The sequence below is a fragment of the Anoxybacillus sp. MB8 genome (assembly GCF_011006755.1).
GTDB classification, from domain to species: Bacteria; Bacillota; Bacilli; order Bacillales; family Anoxybacillaceae; genus Anoxybacillus; species Anoxybacillus gonensis.
On sequence record NZ_RXXX01000007.1, the window covers coordinates 1 to 25,476 of the forward strand.

General features: G+C 40.6%; 25 protein-coding genes. 5 read left to right on the top strand and 20 right to left on the bottom strand.

Annotation, left to right across the window (positions count from 1 at the left end; all coding sequences use genetic code 11):
- Positions 1-109: 109 nt before the first annotated feature.
- Positions 110-238, bottom strand: a complete 129-nt coding sequence (locus EKC99_RS15970; protein WP_009361530.1) for a hypothetical protein — start codon at positions 236-238, stop codon at positions 110-112.
- 105 nt (positions 239-343) lie between these two features.
- Between EKC99_RS15970 and EKC99_RS04200 the strand changes: the two genes are divergently transcribed.
- Positions 344-796, top strand: coding sequence for a universal stress protein (locus EKC99_RS04200; protein WP_009361531.1), 453 nt, complete (start codon positions 344-346; stop codon positions 794-796).
- A 12-nt stretch (positions 797-808) separates the two neighbouring features.
- Here EKC99_RS04200 and argH read toward each other — a convergent pair whose 3' ends face one another.
- Both argH and EKC99_RS04210 read right to left on the bottom strand, forming a co-directional pair.
- Positions 809-2,185: an argininosuccinate lyase gene (gene argH / locus EKC99_RS04205; protein WP_163150696.1), complete on the bottom strand. Its 1,377-nt coding sequence runs from the start codon at positions 2,183-2,185 to the stop codon at positions 809-811.
- On the bottom strand, positions 2,182-3,390 hold the full coding sequence (locus tag EKC99_RS04210; RefSeq protein ID WP_035065335.1) for an argininosuccinate synthase: 1,209 nt from the start codon (positions 3,388-3,390) through the stop codon (positions 2,182-2,184). Before EKC99_RS04210 ends, argH begins: the two co-directional genes overlap by 4 nt.
- Before the next feature lie 146 nt (positions 3,391-3,536).
- On the opposite strand from EKC99_RS04210, the gene EKC99_RS04215 reads away from it, so the two are divergent.
- On the top strand, positions 3,537-3,851 hold the full coding sequence (locus EKC99_RS04215) for a hypothetical protein (protein ID WP_009361534.1): 315 nt from the start codon (positions 3,537-3,539) through the stop codon (positions 3,849-3,851).
- 28 nt (positions 3,852-3,879) lie between these two features.
- Here EKC99_RS04215 and EKC99_RS04220 read toward each other — a convergent pair whose 3' ends face one another.
- The 5 genes from EKC99_RS04220 to EKC99_RS04240 form a co-directional block, all read right to left on the bottom strand.
- Complete coding sequence (locus EKC99_RS04220; RefSeq protein ID WP_009361535.1) at positions 3,880-5,073, bottom strand: acetate kinase; 1,194 nt, start codon at positions 5,071-5,073, stop codon at positions 3,880-3,882.
- Between the two features lie 157 nt (positions 5,074-5,230).
- Positions 5,231-6,205, bottom strand: coding sequence for a class I SAM-dependent methyltransferase (locus EKC99_RS04225; protein WP_009361536.1), 975 nt, complete (start codon positions 6,203-6,205; stop codon positions 5,231-5,233).
- Between the two features lie 85 nt (positions 6,206-6,290).
- Positions 6,291-6,797 carry a thiol peroxidase gene (gene tpx / locus EKC99_RS04230; protein ID WP_009361537.1) on the bottom strand — a complete coding sequence of 169 codons (507 nt, stop codon included), beginning with the start codon at positions 6,795-6,797 and terminating at the stop codon, positions 6,291-6,293.
- A 77-nt stretch (positions 6,798-6,874) separates the two neighbouring features.
- Entirely contained in the window at positions 6,875-7,303 is a 429-nt protein-coding gene (gene ytfJ / locus EKC99_RS04235) for a GerW family sporulation protein (protein WP_163150698.1), read from the bottom strand.
- Complete coding sequence (locus EKC99_RS04240; RefSeq protein WP_009361539.1) at positions 7,284-7,934, bottom strand: DUF2953 domain-containing protein; 651 nt, start codon at positions 7,932-7,934, stop codon at positions 7,284-7,286. Before EKC99_RS04240 ends, ytfJ begins: the two co-directional genes overlap by 20 nt.
- A gap of 125 nt (positions 7,935-8,059) precedes the next feature.
- Between EKC99_RS04240 and EKC99_RS04245 the strand changes: the two genes are divergently transcribed.
- Positions 8,060-8,863, top strand: a complete 804-nt coding sequence (locus EKC99_RS04245) for an NAD kinase (RefSeq protein ID WP_163150701.1) — start codon at positions 8,060-8,062, stop codon at positions 8,861-8,863.
- 21 nt (positions 8,864-8,884) lie between these two features.
- Here EKC99_RS04245 and EKC99_RS04250 read toward each other — a convergent pair whose 3' ends face one another.
- The 11 genes from EKC99_RS04250 to EKC99_RS04300 all read right to left on the bottom strand — a co-directional run bounded on the left by EKC99_RS04250 (position 8,885) and on the right by EKC99_RS04300 (position 21,294).
- On the bottom strand, positions 8,885-10,015 hold the full coding sequence (locus tag EKC99_RS04250; RefSeq protein WP_163150703.1) for a phenylacetate--CoA ligase family protein: 1,131 nt from the start codon (positions 10,013-10,015) through the stop codon (positions 8,885-8,887).
- Entirely contained in the window at positions 10,015-10,803 is a 789-nt protein-coding gene (locus tag EKC99_RS04255; protein WP_009361542.1) for an ABC transporter ATP-binding protein, read from the bottom strand. The genes EKC99_RS04250 and EKC99_RS04255 overlap by 1 nt, the downstream gene beginning before the upstream one ends.
- Before the next feature lie 61 nt (positions 10,804-10,864).
- On the bottom strand, positions 10,865-12,064 hold the full coding sequence (locus EKC99_RS04260; RefSeq protein ID WP_009361543.1) for an ABC transporter substrate-binding protein: 1,200 nt from the start codon (positions 12,062-12,064) through the stop codon (positions 10,865-10,867).
- 57 nt (positions 12,065-12,121) lie between these two features.
- A complete protein-coding gene (locus EKC99_RS04265) occupies positions 12,122-13,192 on the bottom strand; it encodes a branched-chain amino acid ABC transporter permease (protein WP_019416665.1) in 1,071 nt (356 codons plus the stop codon).
- 3 nt (positions 13,193-13,195) lie between these two features.
- A complete protein-coding gene (locus EKC99_RS04270; protein WP_009361545.1) occupies positions 13,196-14,080 on the bottom strand; it encodes a branched-chain amino acid ABC transporter permease in 885 nt (294 codons plus the stop codon).
- Positions 14,081-15,991, bottom strand: coding sequence for an AMP-binding protein (locus EKC99_RS04275; protein WP_163150705.1), 1,911 nt, complete (start codon positions 15,989-15,991; stop codon positions 14,081-14,083).
- Between the two features lie 12 nt (positions 15,992-16,003).
- Positions 16,004-16,774, bottom strand: a complete 771-nt coding sequence (locus EKC99_RS04280) for an ABC transporter ATP-binding protein (protein WP_042534742.1) — start codon at positions 16,772-16,774, stop codon at positions 16,004-16,006.
- Between the two features lie 226 nt (positions 16,775-17,000).
- Positions 17,001-18,575, bottom strand: a complete 1,575-nt coding sequence (mbcS, locus tag EKC99_RS04285) for an acyl-CoA synthetase MbcS (protein ID WP_163150707.1) — start codon at positions 18,573-18,575, stop codon at positions 17,001-17,003.
- 127 nt (positions 18,576-18,702) lie between these two features.
- The gene (locus EKC99_RS04290; protein ID WP_009361549.1) at positions 18,703-18,897 is read right to left on the bottom strand and encodes an alpha/beta-type small acid-soluble spore protein; all 195 of its coding nucleotides are present in this window, start codon (positions 18,895-18,897) and stop codon (positions 18,703-18,705) included.
- 55 nt (positions 18,898-18,952) lie between these two features.
- Positions 18,953-20,146, bottom strand: a complete 1,194-nt coding sequence (thiI, locus tag EKC99_RS04295; RefSeq protein WP_163150709.1) for a tRNA uracil 4-sulfurtransferase ThiI — start codon at positions 20,144-20,146, stop codon at positions 18,953-18,955.
- Positions 20,143-21,294, bottom strand: coding sequence for a cysteine desulfurase family protein (locus EKC99_RS04300; protein WP_163150711.1), 1,152 nt, complete (start codon positions 21,292-21,294; stop codon positions 20,143-20,145). Before EKC99_RS04300 ends, thiI begins: the two co-directional genes overlap by 4 nt.
- A 178-nt stretch (positions 21,295-21,472) precedes the next feature.
- Between EKC99_RS04300 and brnQ the strand changes: the two genes are divergently transcribed.
- Positions 21,473-22,801: a branched-chain amino acid transport system II carrier protein gene (brnQ, locus tag EKC99_RS04305; RefSeq protein ID WP_163150713.1), complete on the top strand. Its 1,329-nt coding sequence runs from the start codon at positions 21,473-21,475 to the stop codon at positions 22,799-22,801.
- Between the two features lie 23 nt (positions 22,802-22,824).
- Here brnQ and ezrA read toward each other — a convergent pair whose 3' ends face one another.
- Complete coding sequence (gene ezrA / locus EKC99_RS04310) at positions 22,825-24,516, bottom strand: septation ring formation regulator EzrA (RefSeq protein ID WP_009361553.1); 1,692 nt, start codon at positions 24,514-24,516, stop codon at positions 22,825-22,827.
- Positions 24,517-24,678: 162 nt separating this feature from the next.
- Between ezrA and hisJ the strand changes: the two genes are divergently transcribed.
- Positions 24,679-25,467 carry a histidinol-phosphatase HisJ gene (gene hisJ / locus EKC99_RS04315; protein ID WP_163150715.1) on the top strand — a complete coding sequence of 263 codons (789 nt, stop codon included), beginning with the start codon at positions 24,679-24,681 and terminating at the stop codon, positions 25,465-25,467.
- Positions 25,468-25,476: the final 9 nt, after the last annotated feature.

The window sequence follows — 25,476 nt, forward strand, 5'->3', positions numbered from 1 at the left end:
CCACGGACACCCTTGCGTTAAGCTAACTGCTACTTCTGCCTTCGCAGTTCGGGACTTTCACCCTAGAGATTGCACCCATGCCGAGCGCACAAGAGAAACAAAAGAGGCATCATCGCCTCTTTTGTTCATCTTCCTGTTCAATAACCCCGCTAATGTATGCATCTGTAATTTGTTCCGTTACTTCTGCGACTCCATTTTCATCGTAATACAATTGTTCTTTTTGTTCCTTTTCACGCATCGTTTTACCCCTTTCGTCATAAATTTTTCGACAATACGTAGTGTTTGTTTTACAAAAAATGATATACTTGAATTGGAAGGAAAATTTTTTATTGGGGGAGTGTTTATGTACAAGTACAAAAAAATTTTAGTAGCAGTCGACGGCTCAAAAGAAGCAGAATGGGCGTTTAAAAAAGCAATTGAAATTGCTAAACGGAACGATGCTTCACTCGTTCTTTCGCACATTATCGACGTTCGTTCATTCGCGACGATCGAAGCATACGATCGAACAGTGGCAGAACGAGCGGAAAAATTCGCAAAAGAATTGTTGCAATCATACGAAAAGCAAGCAGTCGATGCGGGCGTGAAAGAAGTCGTCACAGATATTGAGTACGGTTCCCCAAAAGTAAAAATTTCGAAAGAAGTCGCTCCGAAATATGAAGTAGATTTAATTGTTTGTGGCGCCACAGGAATGAGCGCTGTGGAACGATTTTTCATCGGAAGCGTTTCCGAACATATTACAAGATATGCGAAATGCGACGTACTCGTCGTACGCACACCTGAACAAACAGAGGCATAAAAGCGTTTGCTTTTATGCCTCTATCATTTGTTTTGCTTTCTCAATGGCTTTTTTCACTTCCGTAAACCCTGTTCCTCCTGCGCTCATGCGACGGTTGACAGCTGTATACGGATTCAGCGCTTCATAAATGTCTTCCTCAAATAGAGGGGAAGCTTGTTGATACACATCAAGCGGTAAATCAGCTAAAAAAACACCTCGTTCAATACATGTCAGCACAAGTTTTCCAACGATTTCATGCGCCTCGCGAAACGGTACACCTTTTTTCGCTAAATAATCAGCTAGTTCCGTTGCATTTGAAAAATCTTGTTTCGTTGCTTTTTCCATCACATCTGTGCGGACTGTCATCGTTTCAATCATACCAGCAAAAATTTTTAAGCTGCCGATCACCGTTTGAACGGTATCAAACATTCCTTCTTTATCTTCTTGCATATCTTTATTGTAAGCAAGCGGTAGCCCTTTCATAACGGTCAATAAAGCCATTAAGTTCCCATACACTCGCCCCGTTTTCCCGCGAATGAGCTCAGCCATATCTGGATTTTTCTTTTGTGGCATAATGCTGCTTCCCGTCGCAAACGTATCATCCATTTCGATAAACTGAAACTCCTGGCTCGACCAAAGAATGAGCTCTTCACAAAAACGAGATAAATGCATCATTAAAATAGAGCTATTGCTTAAAAATTCAATAATAAAATCGCGATCACTTACCGCATCTAAACTATTTTCATATATGCTATCAAAACCGAGAAGTTGTGCTGTTAAATGGCGATCGATCGGAAACGTTGTCCCTGCGAGCGCTCCAGCACCGAGGGGTGATTTGTTAATTCGTTTGAGCGATTCGGTAAAACGTTCGCGATCCCTTTCAAACATCCATACGTACGCCATGAGATGATGGGCAAACGAAATCGGCTGCGCCCGTTGCAAGTGCGTATAACCAGGGACAAGCGTTTCAATATGTTGTTCCGCCTTTTGAACAAGCACGCGCTGCAGCTGACGAATAAGTTCAACGATCTCAATCACTCGTTTTCGCAAATATAAATGCATATCTGTCGCCACTTGATCGTTGCGGCTTCTCCCTGTATGAAGCTTACCACCGACAGCACCAACTTCATCTATTAACATTTTTTCAATGTTTAAATGAATATCTTCATAAGCAACAGAAAAAGAAAGTTCCCCTTTTTTCGCTTTTTCTAATAACTTCATTAATCCGTTTTTGATCGTTGCGACGTCTTCTTTCGGTAAAATGCCACATTCGCCAAGCATCGTCACATGCGCGATACTTCCTTCGATATCTTCTTCAACGAGCTGTTGATCAAAATGGATCGACGCCCCAAAGTCATCGACCCATTGTGCTGCTGTTTTTGTAAATCGTCCCCCCCATAACTTTTTCACACGTTCACCTTCTTTTCTCCATTGACGATGCTATATACTTTTGTAGGCAAGCCAAATAGAGAAATAAATCCAACAGCTGCTTGATGATCGAATTCGTCTTCTGCTGTATATGTCGCTAACTTTTCATCATATAACGAAAACGGAGATTTTCGCCCTTCTACAATTGCATGACCTTTAAACAGTTTCACACGTACAACGCCTGTAACATTTTTTTGCGTTTCTTTTAAAAATGCAACAAGCGCGTCTTTTAGTGGTGAAAACCAAAGACCGTTATAAATGACTTCCGCAATTTTTTGCTCGATAATCGGCTTGAAATGAGCTACTTCTTTTACAAGCGTTAAGTCTTCTAACTCTTTATGCGCTTTAATTAGCGTCATCGCTCCAGGACATTCGTACACTTCACGCGATTTAATGCCAACGAGTCGATTTTCAACATGATCGATGCGGCCGACACCGTGTTTTCCTGCTAGTGCATTTAATTGTAAAATGAGCTCTGCAAGCGAATATGCTTTTCCGTTAATTGTTTTCGGTACCCCTTGTTCAAAACCGATTTCAATGACATCTGGTTCATTCGGTGTATGTTCAAGTGCAGTTGTTAACTCATACGCTTCTTCTGGCGGTGCTGCCCACGGATCTTCCAAAATGCCACATTCGTTACTTCTTCCCCATAAGTTTTGATCAATGGAAAACGGGCTATCTAAATCGATTGGAATCGGAATGTGATGTTGCTTTGCATATTCAATTTCTTCTTCGCGCGACCATTTCCACTCCCGAACAGGTGCAATTACTTTTAAGTTCGGATTTAATGCTTGAATGGATACCTCAAAACGCACTTGGTCATTCCCTTTTCCTGTGCAGCCGTGCGCAACAGCAACCGCTCCTTCTAATTCAGCAATTTCAACGAGTTTTTTTGAAATTAACGGACGGGACAACGCAGAGATGAGCGGATATTTTCCTTCATATAGCGCATGGGCTTGTAAAGCAATTAACGCATATTCATTCGCGAATTCTTCTTTCGCATCAATCATATATGATTTTACAGCGCCAACTTTCAACGCTTTTTCTTTCACAAACTCTAAATCTTTTCCTTCTCCGACATCTAAACAACAAGCTACAACATCATATCCTTGTTCTTGTAGCCATTTAATCGCTACCGATGTATCTAAACCCCCAGAATAAGCGAGCACTACTTTTGGTTTTGCCATGATCGTTCCTCCCTAAAGAATAAAAATACTTGTTATTTAATATTTATTCATTTTGCATATTAATAATGTAACAGCTATTTTTCTTTTTTTCAATAACTATTTTGATTAAAATAAAAATTAATAAGTGAAAAGGATGGGAGAACGAAATGAGTGCACATTTTGTATATGATGAACGTCTTGGCATTCGCTTGCCACATTTAGAAAAAGCTTGGGATATGTACACGAAAGAAGAACAAGCAGAAATTTTATTAGAGTGGGAGACGATTCGCGGGAAAATTCCTGATCGAATTATTGAATTAGAACAGCAAATTAATGAAAAGCAAAGACAACTCGGAGAAGAAAGCGATTTTAACCGCTCATGCATGCTCAACTTTGAAATTGCAGCTCTCGCTTCAATTATTAACGATTTATGGATTTGGTATCGAATGAATCAAACAGTAACAAATCGCATACATCAATAGGAAAAGGTGCCCGTATGGACACCTTTTCTTACGCTAAGTTCGCTAATCTCATGACGTCGCGAGCAATCATCACTTCTTCATTCGTTGGAATGACTAATACTTTTACAGGCGAGTGCGGATAGCTAATAAACGCTTCTTTGCCGCGTACTTTATTTAATGCCGGATCCCAGTATACGCCCATAAATTCAAGACCACGCAATACTTTCGCACGAACGACATCACTATTTTCTCCAATACCTGCTGTGAAAATAATTGCATCGACACCACACATACGCGCTGCGTATGAACCAATATATTTATGAATACGCCCTGCAAACACTTCAAGCGCTAATTCAGCACGTTGATCGCCTTTTGCTGCCGCTTCTTCAATATCGCGCAAATCGCTTGAAAAACCAGTTAAGCCAAGCATACCGCTCTTTTTATTTAAAATATCAATTACTTCTTCTGCTGTTTTTCCTGTTTTTTGCATAATGTATGGGATTAACGCTGGGTCAATATTACCAGAGCGTGTCCCCATCGCTACACCTGCAAGCGGCGTAAAGCCCATGGACGTATCAATTGACTTTCCACCTTCTACCGCTGCGATACTTGCTCCATTTCCTAAATGACAAGAAATTAAGCGAAGTTGCTCGATTGGACGTCCTAATAGCTCAGCTGCCCGTTGTGTCACATATTTATGTGATGTGCCGTGGAACCCGTATTTACGAATGCCAAACTTTTCATAATACTCGTATGGCAAGCTATATAAAAACGACTGCTCTGGCATCGTCTGATGAAACGCTGTATCGAATACAGCCACAGCTGGTACGTTCGGTAACACTTCACGAAACGCTTTAATGCCAACAACGTTTGCTGGGTTGTGCAATGGGGCTAAATCTGATAAATCTTCAATTTCTTTTAACGTTTCATCTGTAATTAAAACAGAGTCGCTAAACTTTTCACCGCCATGCACAACGCGATGGCCAATTCCTTCAATTTCATCAAACGATTGAATAATGCCAAGCTCAATTAATTTATCAAGCAACATTTTCACAGCAACCGCATGATCTGGAATGGATGTTACTTCTTTTATTTTTTCTCCATTGACTGTAATATTAAAAATCGCATCTTCAAAACCGATTCGCTCAACCACACCTTTTGTTAATACTTCTTCACTCGGCATGTTGAACAATTGAAACTTTAACGAAGAACTTCCCGCATTGATCGCAATGACTTTTGGCATTTGACTAAACAGCTCCTTTAACATCGTTCACAATTATTGTATGCAAATATGCGAATTTCATCGGTACGTTTCTCATTTTACGGGTCGTTCATCGCTCTTTTCAAGTACGCAAACGTTACGAAAACGTTTTCTTCACATATTTGTTATATTCAGAAGGTTATGAACGATTTTCTTTCAGCCATTGTTCGAGTTTTACGACCATCGCTTGCATCGCCTCTTTATTTGAAAAGCTAGGAAGTTGTGCAAGCAATGCTTGTTTTGGCGCTTTCGCATGCGCACCTTTCTTTTGTAAAATAAAAATACTTTTCGCTGCTGCTTCATTTTTAAACATCGAAAGCGGAAGCTGCAACAAGCCTTGAATAAACGTTTCCTCTTTAATTAACGCATGCAACTTTTTTGATTCATCTGATGTAAAAAGCGTATTTGGGACGAGGAAAAACAAATATCCGCCTTCTTTCGTATAACGAATGCTTTGTTCAATAAATAAATAATGGGCATACGAATGGCCAGTTTCGGCATGTAAACGAAACGATTTGGCATGTTCATCGTCTGGATAATATCCGATCGGTAAATCGCATACGACTACATCGACTGGTTCAATAAACAACGGCTTTAAGCTATCTTGATGGAAAAATTGAATTTCATGTTGTTGTAAGTTTGCATTGACATAAGCAAGTTTCAATAGTAAATCGTCTGCATCTGCTCCGTAGCTTTTTACTTTTTTATTTGTGAGTTGATTCAACACAGCCGTCATTAAATTTCCTGTTCCAACAGCAGGATCGAGAATGGATAGCGAAAAATATGTTTTTGTAAATTCATCAATTAAATAACCGATAAATACCGATACAGCATCTGGTGTCATTTGATGATGAGGTTGTACATATTGTTTCATTCCTTTTAACATTGCCAATTGCAATGCTTTACGAATGTGTTCATTTTTCCAATCATGCAAACGGACGGAAGCGTACGCCTTTTTTAACCGTTTTTTTAACAACTCGTTTACTTCTTCTTGCAAAACATCTCCATGAAATAAGTTTTCACCTGTTTCTGCGACAGCTTCTAAATACGAACATTTTAACTCCTCTTGCAACCATGTCGCCGTTTCATCGATGACTGTAAATAGCTTTTCCAATGTGTTTCACTCCTTTCGGTCCGACATTTTATTTTAAAAAATATAAACGAAAAAGGCTATCCCTTTTTGAGATAGCCTCAAACAATTATTGTTGAGCCGCTTGTTTTGCTGCTTCAATGGCTGCTTCGTAGTTTGGATGATTTGTTGCTTCTGATACGTACTCGACATATGTGACGCGATCGTTACGATCAACGACAAATACTGCACGAGCGAGTAAGCGTAACTCTTGAATGAGCACACCGTACGCTTGGCCAAACGATACATCGCGATGGTCAGATAATGTAACAACGTTTTCTAATCCGTTTGCCGCGCACCAACGTTTTTGAGCAAATGGCAAATCAACGCTAATCGTTAACACCTTTACTCCTTCAATGTTTCCTGCTTCTTCATTAAAGCGACGTGTTTGTGCATCACAAACTCCTGTATCAATCGATGGCACAACGCTAATTAAACGAACAAATCCTTTTGTATCATCTAATGTCACCGGCGATAAGTCGTTGGCAAGCACAGTAAAATTCGGAGCTGCATCACCGACTTTCACTTCATGACCGACTAATGTGACAGGATTTCCTTTAAATGTAACCTTCGCCATAGTAAGCCTCCTCTTTATATAAGATACAGGCTCATCATAACGTAATTAGATGAAAAATTCAATTATTTCGATTGAGACTAAATATCAAAATCTGTTGCTTCGTTATGTTGTTCCTTCGGTTTTTCTTTTTTCTCAAACATTTGTTGAATTTTTTCGATCGCTTGTGGGGCGAGATCTAAAATTTTCTCGTATAAATGCGTGCTTTCATCTACATGTAATAGCTTTACGCCTGAACTGTTCACAATTAAAAAAGCAATCGGTGTAATTGATACACCCCCGCCACTTCCTCCACCGAATGGATGAGCTTCTTTTTGTTGTTCATTGCCATGATTCAACATAAACTCGCTACCACCTGCTGCAAAGCCGAAACCGACTTTCGATACAGTTAAGATGACGCTTCCATCAGGTGTCTCGACAGGATCACCGATAATCGTATTGACATCAATCATTTGTTTTAAATTTTCCATCGCTGTCGTCATTAATCCTTCAATCGGATGTCCATTCATTTTCATTCCTCCTAGAAACTTTTGCACCTTTTTTCCAATGTTTTACGACCTTCAGTCCTGCTAATATAGCATAACCGATTCGAAATCGAACCATACATGTAAACGATGTACGCGATAATGCGCCTTGAAAAAAAGGAACGATAGAAATGGAAGGAGTGCTACAAACGTTCATATATTTGCTCATTATTGCCACCATGTAATATTTAACCGACCAACCGATCCCGACGAGCAGCGCTGTTTTTGCCGCATCTCCGACGCCGATTTGCGTATGCCATTGAAACTGTAAAACCGAAACTTTTTGTAAAAATTTTTTTATAATCGTATGTAAATGAACGATGTCATTTAACCACCGTTTGATTTGTGCGATACGTTGGCGCGCATCAGTAACAGTAAATGTCGTTTTTTCATCTTTCCCTGTACTTGTTTTTTGTTCTGTCACTAATCCGGCTTCTCTTTTTGATATTTCAATGAGCGGAACAGTAAAACGATAACGAAGAAAACGAAGAAGGCGAATATCTATTGTTAATTGATCATTATCTTGTGCATGTTGAAATTGAATCGTCATGCGCACATATAAAAAAGGAATGATTGCTAAGAAGGCAATAAAGATGATGGCAATAACGAAAATCATCGGTTTTTCACTTCCTTCCCGATGACATTTTCGACAAAAATGAGCAAAATTAAACGAATAAATTCGCTATGAATGGAAAATAAATGATAAAATAAACATGAGGACATTTTAACGGAGGGAAAACGATGACTGAACGCCGTAATCGCATGTACTTCTTTCATAAACACGATGAAGAAACGACGAAACAAGTTCAACCGCTCATTGAGCTCGCCAAACAGTATGAATTTCAAGTTGTAGATGAGGCAAAACATGCAAACATTATTGTAAGCGTCGGTGGAGACGGTACATTTTTGCAAGCGGTGAGAAAAACCGGATTTCGTGAAGATTGCTTATATGCTGGCATTTCAACATTAGGCTCATTAAGTATGTATTGTGATTTCCATATTCACGATACAGAAAAAATGATTGAAGCGATGACAACGGAACAAATCGAAGTGCGTAAATATCCAACGATTCATGTGACAGTCAATGATTCTACGTCATTTTATTGTTTAAATGAATGCACGATTCGTTCAAGTATTATTAAAACGTTTGTCATGGACGTATTTATCGACAATTTGCATTTTGAAACGTTCCGAGGCGATGGAATGATCATTGCCACACCTACAGGAAGTACAGCTTACAATAAATCGGTTAATGGGGCAGTCGTGGACCCGATGCTGCCGTGCTTCCAAGTAAGCGAATTAGCATCACTAAACAACAATCGTTATCGCACGCTCGGTTCATCATTTATTTTAAGCGGAAATCGCAAGCTAACATTAAAAGTGGTACAAGACGGAAACGACTATCCAATTATCGGTATGGATAATGAAGCGCTAAGCATTCAACATGTTGAAAAAATAGATATTGCATTAAGTGGAAAAGTGATTAAAACAGTCAAACTGAAAGATAACTCTTTCTGGGAAAAAGTAAAGCGGACATTTTTGTAAAAAGAGGCATTACGCCTCTTTTTACCATTTTCTTCGATCGATGAGACACCGCTCTCCCTCATTTACACGATCAACAGAAACAAATGTCGGTGTGATACGAATAACGTTTTTTATTTTTTGTTTTGCTTCTTCATCAAGCTCTTTTTCGATGTAAATCGTCAATTGATCATGATCACCTTCATTTGTTACGACCGCTTGAAATAGCGGACATCCTACGTCAGCCATGACTTCCTTCAACTGTTGCTCATGCACAAACATCCCTTTCACTTTCACGCTTGTTCCGACACGTCCAAGCACGCCAACAATCCGTTCACCTTTGTACCCATCGACCCAACGTGACACATCTCCCGTACCAAATCGAACGAGAGGGTACGTCCGATCAAATATCGTAACGACAATTTCTCCCTCCTCATCAAGCGGTACTCCGCTAATCGGATCACACAGTTGGACGATAGCTCGCGAACTAATTTTCAACCCTGGTTCTTGACGATCTTCAAACGCAATACAACCACAATCGGCTGTCCCATATCCTTCAAAAACACGAATACCCCGTTGTTCAAACTGGTCGCGCATGTTTTCTGTTAACTTTTCTGCCGTGAAAAACGCCTTTTTCACCGTTACGTGTATTCCTTTTTCATCCGCATACTGCAACAATAAATGTAAAAAACTTGGCGTACCAACATATCCAGTCACTTGCAAGTCATTCATGAGCTGCACTTGCAATTCGCGATTGCCTGGTCCTGCCGGCACAACTGTTGCGCCGATACGGCGAAGAGCGCTATCAAACATAAAACCTGCTGGGGATAAGTGATATGAGAACGTATTTTGTACAATATCATCGCTTGTAAATCCAGCGGCTCGAAGTGCTTCCGCAAATCCCCAATCATCCTCTTCCTTTCCTTGCGGATCGTAAATCGGTCCTGGGGACATAAAGATGCGTGCCAATTCATTCGAGCGTGTTGTAATCATATTTCCAAATGGCAGCTGATGTTTTTGTAAAAGAGGTAATTGTTCTTTTTTCAATACCGGAATGCGATTCAGTTGCTCAATCGTTTCTAATTCGTATGGACTCATATTTGCTGCATCTAATCGCTCACGCAATGCTAATGACCGTTCATACGCCTCAATCAAAAATGATTTCCATCGTTCCATTACAACCACCGCTTTCTCCGTTTATACGACTTCACTTCGCGATAATTTTTACGCCCTTTTTCGCTCATCCCGAGGTAAAATTCTTTTACATCTTCATTTTCAAGTAATCTCTCCACAGGACCGTCCATGACGATGCGGCCATTTTCCATAATGTATCCGTAGTGCGCAATCGATAAAGCAATGTTCGCATTTTGTTCAACGACGAGAATTGTCGTTCCTTCCTCTTCATTAATTCGCTTAATAATTGAAAAAATTTCTTTCACAAGCAACGGAGCAATCCCTAACGATGGTTCATCAAGCAGTAAAATTTTTGGTTTTGCCATCATGCCGCGGCCAATGGCTAGCATTTGCTGTTCTCCACCCGATAAATATCCTGCTTGGCGATGGCGCAACATATGAAGCTTCGGAAAGTAATGATATACTTTTTGTAAATCTGCTTTAATATTGTGGCGATCTTTTCGTGTATGAGCACCGACAATTAAATTTTCTTCTACCGTTAAATGTTCAAACACTCGTCTTCCTTCCATACATTGAAAAATTCCTTTTTTCACAATTTCTTCTGCATCTTTTCCTTCAATTCGTTCTCCATATAGCTCAATATAGCCATCTGTTACTTCGCCATCTTCACTTCTTAATAATCCCGAAATGGCTTTTAACGTCGTTGTTTTCCCTGCCCCATTGCTGCCGAGCAACGCGACAATTTTCCCCTCTGGAATAACCATCGACATACCTTTTAACACAAGAATGACTCGATTATACATCACTTCGACATTGTTTAACGTAAGCATTTGTCTCCCCCTTTCTGAAAGCGAAAGGGTGCTTCCGATTGAAAACACCCTTTCATTCACTTTAGTATCCGAAGTAGTCTGTAAACACCTTAAACTGTCCATTTTCTACTTTTGCTAAACGAATTTGATTTGTCCCCGCATGATTATCAGCCGTAAACGTCACTGGTGCAGCTAAGCCGCCTAAATCAAGATCTTTTAATTTTTCTAATCCTTGACGAATGCCTTCTCCCGTCGTTGGATCGTCCGCTTGCTTAATTCCTTCTACTAAAATTTTCGCTGTGACCCACCCTTGAATAAACTTTTGGTTTTTATCCTCTAATTTTTCACCTTTGCTTGCTAAATACTCTTTCACTTCAGCCATACCTGGCAAATCTTCATATGGAAACGCATGTGTCACAACGCCGATAAACCCTTCTGCCGCATCTCCTGCAATCGGGAGCAATCCTTCACCAGTTGTCCAGTTTAAGCCAATAAATTGCGTTTCAATGCCTAATTTTTTCGCATCTTTTAAAATCGTTGCTGTCGCACCCCATGTTTGTTGAATAATCGCATAATCCGGTGCCTTTTTCTTCATGTTCAATAGTTGAGATGTCGCATCAAGCGCTTTTAAGTCAACGATTTGTTCGTCTACAATCTCTACACCAATTTCTTTCGCAAAGTCTTTTGCATCTTGAATTGGCGATTTTCCAAATGCCGTGTCATTATAAATGAGCGCAACTTTTGGTGTTCCACCTGTATGATTTTCTTTAATCCAACGAAGTACAGAGCGCGCTTGATCAGAGTAAGACGCCGCTGTTAAAAAGTTGTATGGGCTTTCTTTTATATTTTTTAAATTTTCTGAATAAGAAGCTGAGAAAAATGGTAGTTTATCTGCTGCAACTTGTTGTCGCAACGCTTCCGTATCGGCTGTTCCCCATCCTAAAATGGCTGACACTTTATCGCTCGCTTTATATTTTTGATACAGCTTTTGCGCTTCAGGAATTTTATAAGCGTAATCTTGTCCGACAAGCTCAATTTTATAGCCGTTCACACCGCCTTTTGAATTAATGTATTCAATATACGCTTTTTCTCCTTCAGCATACGGTGTACCAACATCTCCCGTTGCCCCTGTAATATCGAACAATGCACCAATTTTAATCGTTCCTTGTTCTTTTCCCCCTTCTTTTGCCGGTTCTGTCGCTGTTTTGTCACCTCCTGAACATCCGAATAACATGCTTGCTCCAAGGAGCAACGTAGCGAGTAGTGCACCTTTTTTCTTCATTCATTCATCCCCCTTATCTGTTTTTCATTTTATATAAAGCGGATATGCCGCTTTATACTACTTCGTATAAGAAAATGGCCAAAGGCGAAAATAATTTTTTATATTTGACCAAATTTTATTTAATCCATCTGGCTCATACACGAGAAATAAAATGATGACAACACCGAAGACGACTTCCTTCATTCCAACAAGTACTCCCTCTAATCCAGGAAACGTGCCGCTTAATACATCGACAACGCTTCGTAGCACAACGGGCATAAGCGTAATAAACACAGCCCCATATAATGAACCGAACACACTTCCTAAACCGCCGACTAAAATCATGGCTAAATATTCAATTGAAACGGAAATGCTGTAAAGCTCAGGGCTGACAATCATCGTGTAATGACCGAGAAGGGCGCCGGCAATACCGACGAAAAACGAGCTAACGAAGAAAGCAAGCACTTTATATTTAAACAAATCAATACCCATCACTTCCGCTGCAATATCGCGGTCGCGAATCGCAATGAACGCTCGCCCAACACGCGTGCGAAATAAGTTGAGTGAGAAGACGATTGTGATCAGTAAAACGACAAACATTAAATAGTAATAGCTCGTTTCGCTCATGAACGTAAACGAACCGATCTGTGGACGGTTCAATACGAGCCCAGCAGTTCCCCCTGTTAATGAATCCCATCTTGAAATGACAAACAAAATGATGACTTGCGCCGCCAATGTGGCAATGGCTAAATATAACCCTTTTAAGCGCAAAGACGGGATCCCAAACAGAGCACCGACAAGCGCAGTAATTAACCCAGCAAGCGGAAAAGCAACCCAAAAGCTAAGCCCTAATTTCGTTGTTAAAATCGCTGATGTGTAACCTCCTACCCCTAAAAATGCGCCAACCCCGATCGAAATTTGACCAGTAAACCCTGTCAAAATATTTAATCCGATCGCTCCAATGGCTGCAATCCCGCATAATGTCGCCAAACCGACTACATAGTCTGTCGCGACCATAGGAAAAAGAGCAAATAGCGCTACAATCATAAAAATACGCCAACGCACGCGAGCAATTTTCCAAATGGCCATATCTTGCCTATAATCAACATGAAATTCACCACATTGCATCACAAACGGATTTCGCACCATTTCTCACACCCTTTCGATTTCTTTCTTTCCAAATAGCCCATACGGTTTAACCATTAAAATGATAACTAAAATGACAAATGGGATCACTTCTTTTAAGCCGCCGCCGACAAGCGGGTCCAAATATCCTCCTGTCATACTTTCAATAATCCCGATTAAAATACCGCCAATGATCGCCCCGGGGATGCTGTCAAGCCCACCTAAAATAGCGACAGGTAACACTTTTAATCCGATTAGTGAAAGCGAAGAGTTGACCCCGTTAATATTTCCTAATAACACTCCACCAACAGCTGATACGATGGCTGCAATTGCCCAAGCAATCGCAAAAATTGTTTTTACGCTAATCCCCATAGACAAAGCCGCTTGTTGATCGTCTGCTGTCGCTCGCATGGCAATTCCAAACCGCGAATATTTGAAAAACAACGTAAAAATCATGAGCCAAATCATAACAATGACAAACGACCATGCGTATACAGGTGCGATAATGACTTCTCCGAACTGCAACGGTTTTTCTGAAAAAACAGGCGGATATACGCGCGTTTCGTGTCCCCAAATAATATGAACGATTCCTGCAAGTACGCTCGATAATCCGATCGTTGCCATAATCATAGAAATGACTGGCTTTCCAATGAAAGGACGCAACACAACTTTTTCTACGCTCCAACCAAGCAACGCACTAAACGCTAAAGCGAGCAACAAGGCAGCAATGAACGGAACGTTATAGCTAGCCACAAGCGTCAAACAAACGTACGTCCCGATGAGCAAAAATTCGCCTTGAGCAAAGTTAATAGCATCGCTCGATTTGTAAATAAGTACAAACCCTAGCGCAACGAGCGCATATACGCTCCCGACAACGATACCAGTGACAAGCATTTGTAAGAAAAAAGCCATTTACGCTGCTCCCTCCCCTTCATCAATCGAGACGACTTTCAACGTCGTTTTAATGACTTGCTCTTTGCCATCACGATATTTAATGGTTCCTTCTACATCAATGTGGTCTGTTTCTGAGTACATCCCTTCAATAAGTGAGGCATATTTTTTGGCAATGAATTGACGGCGCACTTTTTTCGTTCTCGTTAATTCTTCATCATCTGCATCAAGCTCTTTATAAAGCAAAACAAACTTTTTCACACGCGCCTTTTCTGGCAACGATTGATTAATTTCATTCACTTGTTCTTGAATGAGTTGAATCACTTCTTGTTTCGCGGACAAATCGGAATATGTCGTATACACAAGCTGATTTTTTTCTGCCCATCGCCCAACATTAGCCATATCGATATTAATGATCGCCACAACGTACGGACGATCGCGCCCAATGGCGACCGCTTCTTGAATGTATGGGCTAAATTTCAGTTTATTTTCAATAAATTGTGGGGAAAACATCTCACCTGTTTGCAAACGAATGACATCTTTTAAACGATCAATAACATACAAATGGCCTGATTCATCTACATACCCCGCATCGCCTGTATGAAGCCAGCCGTCTTCGATCGTCTCTCTCGTTGCCTTTTCGTTTTTATAATAGCCACAACATACACTCGGGCTTTTTAACAAAATTTCGCCTTGCTCAGAAATTTTCACTTCTGTTTCTGGGATTGGTATGCCAACGCTATCTACTTTAATGTCCCCGTCGCGATGAACAATCGCAATTCCTGATACTTCTGTTTGACCATAAATGCTTTTTACGTTCACCCCAATGCTATGGAAAAAGCGAAACACATCTGGACCTAACGGAGCGCCACCTGTATACGCTCGCTTTAAGCGCAACAACCCAAAATGGTCACGAATAGCGCTAAAGACGAAATAATCAGCTAGTTTATACAAGCACTTCGTCCAAAAGGAAACATCGCTTTTCGTAAAATGAGCTTCTGCTACTTTTTCTCCAATCGGCTTGCACCATTCATACATTTTTCGTTTAAACCAACTTGCGTCTTGAATGCGCACTTGAAATTTTGAAACGATGTCTTCATAAATGCGCGGTGGTGAAAACATAACGTGTGGTCCAATCTCTCGTAAATTTTCAAACACCGTTGAAGGTTCTTCTGGAAAGTTCACAACAATGTTGCAGTGGAATGCCATGGAAATGGTCATCATTTGTTCGCCTATCCAAGCGAGCGGTAAAAATGAAAGGTATTCGTCTTGTTCGTCAAGTGGATCGATTTTTGCGAGGTTTTTTGCCATTTCGAATAAGTTGCGATAAGAAAGTTCCGTCCCTTTCGGATTGCCCGTCGTTCCAGATGTGTATGATAAAATGGCGATATCATCATAACATCCTTTTTGCACTTCATCATCAAAATATGTCGGGTGCGTTTGTTCAAATTGGCGACCGAGCGTTTGTACATCTTGAAAACACAATAATTTATTGTGCTTATAGTTTCGCATACCGCGTGAATCGTAGTAAATAATATGTTTCACTTTCGAAAGTTCTTGTTCCACTTCTAACACTTTATCAACTTGCTCTTGATCCTCGACGACAACAAACGTCGCATCGCAATTGTCAATAATATACGCTAATTCGTTTGGTAACGATTCTTGATAAATGCCAACGGAAACGCCTCCTAAACTTTGAGCTGCGAGTTGGCTAAATACCCACTCTGGACGGTTATCACCGATAATAGCTAGTTTATCGCCGCGTCGAAACCCGAGCGAAGCAAGCCCTAATGCGAGCGCTTTCACTTGTTCGTAGTAGTCTCTATATGTGTATTCGTTCCAAATACCGTAATCTTTTTCGCGCAGAGCGACTTGCGTTGGTTTTTGTCGCGCACGAGCGGCTAATAGCTGTGGAAACGTCATTTGTTCCATAAAACTCCCCCTTTATCCCGCATGTTCTTCTCCTAAATATGCTTCTATGACGCGCGGATTTGTTTGCACTTCTTTTGGCGTTCCGTACGCGATCAATTTTCCGAAATCTAACACAGCAATATGATTGGATAAATCCATCACAACGCCCATATCGTGTTCAATTAAAATAATTGTCGTCTTTTTTTCTTCGTGAATATCGATAATATAACGCGCCATGTCTTCTTTTTCTTCGTTGTTCATGCCAGCCATCGGCTCATCAAGCAATAGTAAATCAGGCTCCATCGCTAATGCGCGACCGACTTCTACCCGTTTTTGTAGACCGTAAGAGAGCGTACCAACAGGCACATTGCGCACATGTTCGAGCTCTAAAAAATCGATCACTTCTTCGACTTTATAACGATGCTCTACTTCTTCTTTTTGCGCTTTCCCCCAGTACAATCCACCTGCAAGCACTCCTGTTTTCATGCGCACATGCCTACCGAGCATAAGATTGTCCAATACAGATAAATGAGGAAATAACTCAATATTTTGGAAAGCCCGTGCAATGCCTAAGGCCGCTCGTTTATGCGGCTTCACATGTGTAATGCGCTCATCTTTGAAAAAGATATCCCCTTCTGTCGGTTTATACAGCCCGCTAATACAGTTTAACATACTCGTTTTTCCTGCTCCGTTTGGGCCGATCAATGAGAAAATTTCCCCTTCTTTCACTTCAAAGGAAACAGAATCAAGTGCCAATACACCGCCGAAGCGAATGGACACGTTTTGCACTTTCAATATACCCACTTCATTCCCCCCTTTTTCTTTATTTCTCTCTCTTTCGATAACACTTTATGGACGTTTTTATATCTTTATGACTTTACACAACGAAAAAACAAAAATGTAAGCGTTATCAAAAGAGGTCACAAAAAAACATTTCTTAATTTTAAGAAAATTCTAAAAAGAATAGTACACAATTTTTTTTGGTCCGTCAAGCTTTTTTTCCGCTCCGAATGAATCGGAGCGGAACATGTTATTTTTGCATCGCTTTCATTTCACGTTCGCGCAATTCAACACGACGAATTTTTCCCGAAGTCGTTTTTGGCAGATCGTCGACAAACTCAATTTTGCGCGGATATTTATACGGCGCTGTGAGCTGCTTTACATGCTCTTGAAGTTGCGGAATTAAATTCGGGTCATTTTTATCTACTCCTTCACGCAATACAATAAACGCTTTAACAACGTGTCCCCGAATTTCATCTGGACTAGCAACAACCGCACATTCTTTCACAAATGGATGTTTCACTAGCGCATCTTCTACTTCAAACGGTCCAATCGTATAGCCGGAGCTAATAATAATATCATCGCCACGGCCTTCGAACCAGAAATACCCTTCTTCATCTTTTTTCGCTTTATCACCCGTAATATAATATTCCCCTCTGAACTGCATCGCTGTTCGTTCCGGATCTTTATAGTAACATTTAAACAAAGCTGGCGTTTCAACATGAACAGCAATATCGCCAACTTCTCCAACGGCACAAGGCTCCCCAAACTCATTAATAATTTCGACGCGATTTCCTGGCGTTGGTTTCCCCATCGATCCCGGTTTTATTTTCATTCCTTTCATAACCCCGACAAGCAATGTGTTTTCTGTTTGTCCATATCCATCGCGAACTTGAACACCGAAATAGCGCTCAAACGTATCGATCACTTCACGATTCAACGGTTCGCCAGCGGATACAGCGCTATGCAAATGCGGTAATTTATATTGGGAAATTGTCGGGACTTTAGCCATGAGACGATATTCTGTCGGTGTACAACAAAGGACGTTGATATGATATTTTTCTAACAGCTGCAAATATTTTTCTGGCTCAAACCGACCGTAGTACACAAACCCTGTCGCTCCAGAGCCAAGAGTCGATAGAAATGGACTCCACACCCACTTCTGCCATCCAGGGCTTGCTGTTGCCCAAACGAGGTCTCCTTCTTCAATACAAAGCCAATTTTTTGCGGCTGTTCGTAAATGGGCATATGCCCAAGCGTGCGTGTGCACTACACCTTTTGGATTTCCTGTCGTTCCCGATGTATACGATAAAAACGCCATATCTTCTCGCGACGTTTCTACAGCCATGAATGTATCGCTTTGCTTTGCCATTTCGTCATGCAAATCGAGCCAGCGCTCAGTCGAACCGCCAACAGAAAACGAAACAATATTTTCCATCCCTTCAATCGAAGAAAATTGCTCAATATATGGAAAATACGCAACAACTCCTTTTACTTCCCCATGGGAGATGCGATATTGTAAATCTTTTGTGCGCAACATTTCAGAGCTTGGAATAACGACAAGTCCTGCTTTCAATGCCCCAATATATACTGCATATGCCTCCAACAAACGCGGGAGCATAACGAGTACTTTATCGCCTTTTTGTAACTGATGACTAACGAAAGCGTTTGCAATTTTGTTCGCCTGTTTCATCAGTTCAACATATGTAATCTCTTTTGTTTCCCCCGTTTCACTTTCCCATTTTAAAGCGACTCGTTTTGGATCATCTGCATACTTTTCAAATTCGCTTGTTAAATTATACTTTTCTGGTGCGATTAAATTCATTTTCCTCTCCCCCTTAACCATATGATACAAGAAAATTATACAAAAAAATTGAATAGTTTTGTATAACTTTTCTAAAAATTTTTAAAAGATAAAAAACTCGGTAGAACGCGCTACCGAGTTTTGTTTATTATTTATTTTGACTACTTAGTTGTTGTTCTGCCATTTTCACGAGACGTTTTGTAATCTCGCCACCAACAGAACCGTTTGCTCGTGCAGTTGTATCTGGACCTAACTGCACACCAAATTCTTGAGCGATCTCGTATTTCATTTGGTCAATCGCTTGTTGCACACCAGGGACGAGCAATCGATTTCGATTTGCCATTCGTTTTCACCCCCTCGCATCTATAGGTTGTGCAAAACGAATGAACTTCATACATTTAAAAGAGCTCGTCCAATGGTTGATCTGGTTTCAACGTAATCGTTTCGACACGAGCGACCGTCTCCGCAATCATTTCGTCTAAAGGTAAAAATTGTTCATATTGAATAATTTTCTCTTTTTTCGGTTTCGTTTTTGGTGCTTTTGGAGTAAAAATTGTACAACAATCTTCATATGGACGAATGGAAATATGATGTGTCCCAATTCGTTCAGCAATTGCAATAATCTCCGTTTTGTCCATTGAAATAAGTGGCCGAAGAATTGGTGTCGTTGTTACATCGTTGACGACGACGATACTTTCCAGTGTTTGGCTAGCCACTTGTCCTAAACTTTCTCCCGTCACGATTGCTAATCCATTTTCTTTTTTACGAATTTCATCTGTAATGCGCAACATCGCACGACGAGTTGAAATAAGGGAGTAGTTTTCTGGCACTTGTTTATAAATCGCTTGTTGCAACTCCGTAAACGGCACAATATGAAGGCGAATCGTTCCGCCAAATTCCGTCAAACGTTGAGCTAAGTCAATGACTTTTTGCTTTGCTCGTTCACTTGTAAACGGCGGGCTAAAGAAGTGAACCGCTTCAATTTGCAAGCCTCGCTTCATCGCTAAATATCCCGCTACCGGACTATCAATTCCACCTGAAAGCATGAGCATCGCTTTTCCACTCGTTCCAACAGGCAAACCACCTGCTCCCGGCACGTCGTACGCTGTAATGTACGTACCTTCTTTTCGAACTTCCACTCGAACATCAATGTCGGGATGATGGACATCGACCGTTAAACCTGTTGTATTTTTTAACACATAACTACCGAGCTCATAGTTTAATTCATTTGTTGTGATCGGGAATTGTTTATCCGCTCTTCTTGCGGATATTTTAAACGTTTTCCCTTCATGCGGAAATTGTTTCACAAAATAAAGCGTTGCCTCTTTTATTTTTTCTAAATCGCTCTCCGTTTTTAACGCTAAACTTAACGATTGAATCCCGAACACTTCTTGCAATTTTTCAATGACGGGTTGCGGTGGTGTATGATGTAAACGAACGTACATCCGATCGCGTGATGATTCAATTTGAAGATTTGGAAAATGTTTTAATTTTTTCGCTATATTTCGTTTTAAACACCGTACAAATTGCAAACGGTTTTTTCCCTTTGTCGACATTTCACCGTAACGAATTACAATATGATCGTACGTCATTTCGTTCCCCTCGCTACTATTTTTAATCGTTCGTATGCTCGTTCAATGGCTTCAACGATTATGGAGATGTGCTCCATTTGTTGTTCGTATGATAAGCTTATGCGAATAGAACGCTCCGCTCGCATTTTTTCAACTCCCATAGCTAACAATGTTTTGCTTGGCGCTTTTTTCCGAGATGAGCAAGCTGATGTTGTTGATACATATACATGTTGTTTTTCTAACTCATGCACAAACGCCTCTGATTTGACTCCTTCTAAAGAAAAATGGATAATATGCGGAGCCGATTGTTCAAACGGGGTATGAACAACAATGCCTTCAATCGCTTGTAAACGTTCGATAAGCGCTCGCTTCATTTCTTCAAGGCGAGCAGAGGCTTCCTGATACTTTTCAACAGACAATCGCAACGCTTTCGCCATCGCTACAATGGCAGCGACATTTTCTGTTCCAGAACGCAACTGCATTTCCTGAGCCCCGCCAGATAAAAGCGGAGAAAGGCGTACACCTTCGCGCACATATAATACACCTGCTCCTTTTAAACCGTGAAATTTATGAGCGGATATCGTATATAAATCAACATTTGCGCGCTTTAAATGAAGCGGCACCTTCGCCGCACCTTGCACTCCATCCACGTGAAAAAGTACCTTTGGATATTTTTTTAATAACATCCCGATCTGTTCAATTGGCTGAATGGAACCTACTTCATTATTGACATGCATCACAGAAACGAGAATCGTATCGTCGCGCAACGCTTGTTCGATATGTGTTGGAGAAACGATGCCACGTTCATCGACGGGCACATATGTCACTTGAAAGCCAAGTTGTTCAAGCTGTTTACACGCTTCGGTAACGGACGGATGTTCAATCGCTGTTGTAATCATATGACGCCCGCGCTGCTGGTGTTGCCATGCAACCCCTTTAATTGCTAAATTGTTTCCTTCCGTCCCACCTGATGTAAAAATCACTTCGGTCGGTTTCACCTCGAGCAGACGTGCGATTTGTTCTCTTGCTTGTGTAAGCAATCGCTCTGCCTGCATGCCTAATCCATGTAGCGACGACGGATTGCCGAAATAATCGTTCGCTACTTTCATAAAAGATTGTAACACTTCTGGAAACGGTTTTGTTGTGGCGCTATTATCTAAATACATCATCGCCCTTGCCTCCATATACGTTCATATACAAACAGCCTTCTTATATTATCACATCTTTATTCAAAAAAGAAATGATCAAAGAATATTTTAAAGATTGAAACTTTTGATAAAAACGACAAAATTTTTATTTTATATGGTAGTATATAGGCTGGTACGGAGACAACAAAGGAGGATCAACATGTCGAAAAAAGATTTAATCGCTGTCGGTTTCATGTTATTTGCTTTATTTTTCGGCGCTGGCAACATGATTTTTCCTCCTGCTCTCGGACAAGCAGCAGGAGAAAACGTATGGATTGCTATTGCTGGCTTTTTAATTACTGGCGTCGGATTACCGGTTTTAGCCGTAAGCGCCATTGCAAAAACAGGAAGTGATTTACAACAATTAGCTAGTCGAGTACATCCTGTATTTGGTGTTATCTTCACAACGATCATGTATTTAGCGATCGGCCCCTTTTTCGGCATTCCACGTACAGGGACTGTCTCGTTTGAAATTGGGGTGACGCCATTTTTACCTGAAACAGCCGATCGTTCCATCATGTTAGCCGCGTATACAGTTATTTATTTCATTGTATCGCTTTGGTTAGCGTTAAATCCATCGAAATTAGTTGACCGCATCGGTAAGTTATTAACACCGCTTTTACTTATCGGCCTTACTTTGTTTTTTATCAAAAGTGTATGGACACCTATGGGAGAAATCCAAAAACCAACCGATGCCTATGCACATGCGCCGTTATTTAAAGGATTTATTGACGGATATTTAACGATGGATGCCATTGCAGCGCTCGTTTTTGGTATTATTGTCATTCAGGCTATTCAACAAAAAGGAATAACAAACAAAAAACAACTGACAAAACTTTGCATTCAAGCTGGGCTTATTGCTGCCTCTGGACTAACGCTCGTTTATTTATCGCTCGCTTTCATCGGTTCATCAAGCGTGCAGGCGATTGGTTATCGCGATAACGGTGGAGAAATTATTAGCCAAGCAGCCACTTACTTATTTGGCGAAGCAGGGACAGTCATCTTATCGGTTATTATTATGCTTGCGTGCTTAACGACATCCGTCGGTTTATTATCATCGTGCGCAAGCTATTTTGCGAAAATTTCGCCAAAGCTCTCTTATCGAATGCTCGTCATCGTGATGAGCGTCTTTAGCGCGTTCATCGCAAATGTCGGTTTAACAAAACTTATTTCATTATCCATTCCTGTGCTTATTATCATTTATCCGTTAGCCATTACTCTCGTCGCTCTATCGTTTTTACATGACTATTTTGGCGGAAAACAAACGGTTTACATCGGAGCGATTGCTGGTACATTTCTTGTGAGCGTCGTTGATGGGCTGAAAACAGCAGGATTTGATGTATCCGCCATTTTACACGTATACGAAAAAACATTGCCTTTGTTTGAACAAGGAATCGGTTGGCTCACACCGGCACTCGTCGGTGGCTTGATCGGTTTATTGCTAAACAAAACAAATCATGTCACACGTACCGAAAGAAAAGCAAGTTAAAAACGAGTGAAAGGATTCCCCTTTCACTCGTTTTCTTTTAGCCACTCACGAATACGTTCAAACGCTCCTTCTTCCACTTGCTCTACCGTAGCAATCGCTTTTTGTAAGGATAATTCGTATTCATATCGCCGAAACAACTGTTCCGCTTCTTCTAATCCTTCTTTCACCGTATGGAAACGACGACGATAACGGTTTCCATATTGAATGACTTGTTCAGCTAATCGAGCTTGTTCAATCATTTCCTTTGTTTGATCACATACATTTTGCACAAAAACGACCGCCTCGTCTAGCGCTTGATGAACAGCTTCCATATTTAACGGTTTTCCGTCTAATGTAAGCGACACACGCGTTAAGCTTTCCCGCGCTTCGCTCACTTGCAACATATAAGATTCCGGTAGCCCAGGAAGTTTGCTTTTTTTCACGAGCCGAATCGCTTCAGACAATTGTTTTTTCATTTCTGCTAATTTCTCACGCGCTGCTAATTCGTCTTTTCTTAGCGCATATAAGTGCTCACGAAATTGGGCGTGCTTTTCTTTCACCGCAGCAATTTGCGCTAAAATTTCCTCCAATTCTTCACGAATAAGCGAGTAAGCTAAACGCTCCTCGATCATTTTCGTTTGAATTAACATAAATCGTTTCATCAATTGTTGCACTTGCTTTTCAATTTGTCGATATTTATCAAGGTCATGTTGTGATAAATGATAACTTTGTTGAACAAATAACGTTTCATCGCGCGTTTCTTTTGTTTCTTCTTCTAACTCGTAAAGCGTTTGTTCAATTTTTTCCGTTTCATCATGAACGAAACGTTCCGCATATACTTCTTTCTCTAACAAATCGTACAACGTATCAACATCTTCTTGCACTTCTCGAAGAAGCTTTTCTGCTTCATCGACAGCAAGCGTTTCTAACAGCGTAAGCACTTTTGACAATTTCTCCCGAATCGTTTCTACTTCTTTGTCAACAGGCAAATGGTCAAGCACATATCCTTTCTCTAACAGTTCACGATATCCTTCGACAATATTGTCAAGTTGTGCTGGAATTTCAACTTGCGCATCGCTCAGTAAAAGTGGGATGTGTTCAATAAAATGGTTCAACTCATGTAATTCATTTTGAATAAGCAACACTACTTCACGAGCAGCTAAATAATTCCCTTCCGTCGTTAACTGTTCAAATGTTTGAAATTGTTGTTGAAGGGCATTTAATCGCGATTCAAGCGCAGTTTCTGTACGCCCAAACGTATGACGTTGAGTAAGCATCGCTTTTTTTACTTGGCGATACTTCTCTTTTAATTGTTCAATTTCTTCACGATTTTTTTCTTCACTTCCAACTAATTCTTGTAACTCTAATAAAATGCGTTGAATGCTCCCTTCAATTTCTTGAAGCTGCTGTTTTGTTTGCTGTAACGCATCTTTCGCTTTCATAAACCGATATTTGACTACTGCTTCCTCAATATCAAACAACTTTTCTTCTATGTTCGGCAGTTGAACAGCGACAATATCATCCCATTCATTCCGCCACTTTTCAAACAGCTGCTCTGTTTCCCCCATCATATTTAATGACTTAATTTTCGCCATTTCTTCTGGTACAGGGCGATTCATTAAAGAAATTTTCCATTGTTCTAATTGATCAATTTGTTTATATAAACGTTTTCGGTACACATATGTATATGTAAGTCCTCCGATGACGAGGAGCGCACTAATCGCTACAAATTCCATAATGGGCCTCCTTGTTGTCAAGCTTTCTTTTTTGTGGAGAAGGCATTTTCTTTTCAATGATTTTATGATACCATGTTAGCAACATTTTTTGAGCAAAAATTTTAATTTTTTTCCTAAAAAAACGTGATTTTGTCGAATTTTGCGCCAAAAGAGGTGAAAAACGTGCGTGACGGGCATATTCATACACCGTTTTGTCCCCACGGAAGCGACGATGCGCTGCATGAATATATCGAAAAGGCCATTTCGCTTGGTTATACAGATATTTCATTCACCGAACACGCACCGCTTCCGAAAGGATTTATCGATCCAACCCCTTATCAAGATAGCGCGATGAAAGAAGAACAACTAGCGTCGTACGTATCAATTTTACAATCATTAAAAAAACAGTACGAAAGACATATTCGTATTCGCATCGGATTAGAGGTTGATTTCATTGTCGGATACGAACAAGAAACGAAAACATTTTTAAATGAAATCGGTCCACAATTAGACGATAGCATTTTATCCGTTCATTTTTTACGAATAAACAATCGGTACATGTGTATCGATTATAGCGAAGACATGTTTGGCGAAATCGTTGCAGCGTTTCGCTCTATTGAACGAGTGTATGATGCATATTATCAAACCGTTCTCGCTTCTGTTGTTGCTGATTTAGGAGCATACAAACCAAAACGTATCGGGCATATCACGCTCGTCCGCAAGTTTCATTTGGCGTATCCATGCGAATATGACGCAACAAAAATCATAACCCGCATTCTAGATGAAATGAAAAATCGTCAACTAGAACTTGACTACAACGGTGCCGGCACAACAAAACCGCTCTGCTTAGAGCCGTATCCGCCTCATTGGGTCGTAAAAGAAGCGTTAAAACGTGGCATTCCGCTCGTATATGGCTCGGATGCTCACTCGATTGCTGGCCTTCACCAAGGAATTGAACATATGCTGATATAAAGGAGTGAA